The organism is Streptococcus suis (assembly GCF_002964575.1).
Lineage (GTDB): Bacteria > Bacillota > Bacilli > Lactobacillales > Streptococcaceae > Streptococcus > Streptococcus suis_R.
Map to the genome: position 1 here is coordinate 1 of NZ_POQQ01000030.1, position 282 is coordinate 282.

Below are 282 nucleotides of genomic sequence, written 5' to 3' on the forward strand. Positions count from 1 at the left end.
AGGCTTTAAAGGCTTATGCCAATGCCAAAGGTGTTGAGTTTGTTGGGGATATGCCGATTTATATCGCGGCTGATTCTGCCGATATGTGGGCTAATCCACATTTCTTTAAAACGGATGAAGAAGGCAAACCGAGTGTGGTTGCAGGATGTCCACCAGATGCCTTTTCGGAAATTGGTCAGCTTTGGGGCAATCCGATTTATGATTGGGAAGCGATGAAGCATGACGGATTTACTTGGTGGGTTGCTCGTTTACGTGAATCCTTTAAGATATACGATATGGTAC

At 44.7% G+C, this 282-nt stretch carries 1 protein-coding gene; it reads left to right on the forward strand.

The features are described 5' to 3' along the window. A partial coding sequence (locus C1E58_RS02580) for a 4-alpha-glucanotransferase (RefSeq protein ID WP_193441731.1) occupies window positions 1-282 on the forward strand: 282 nt, incomplete at both ends.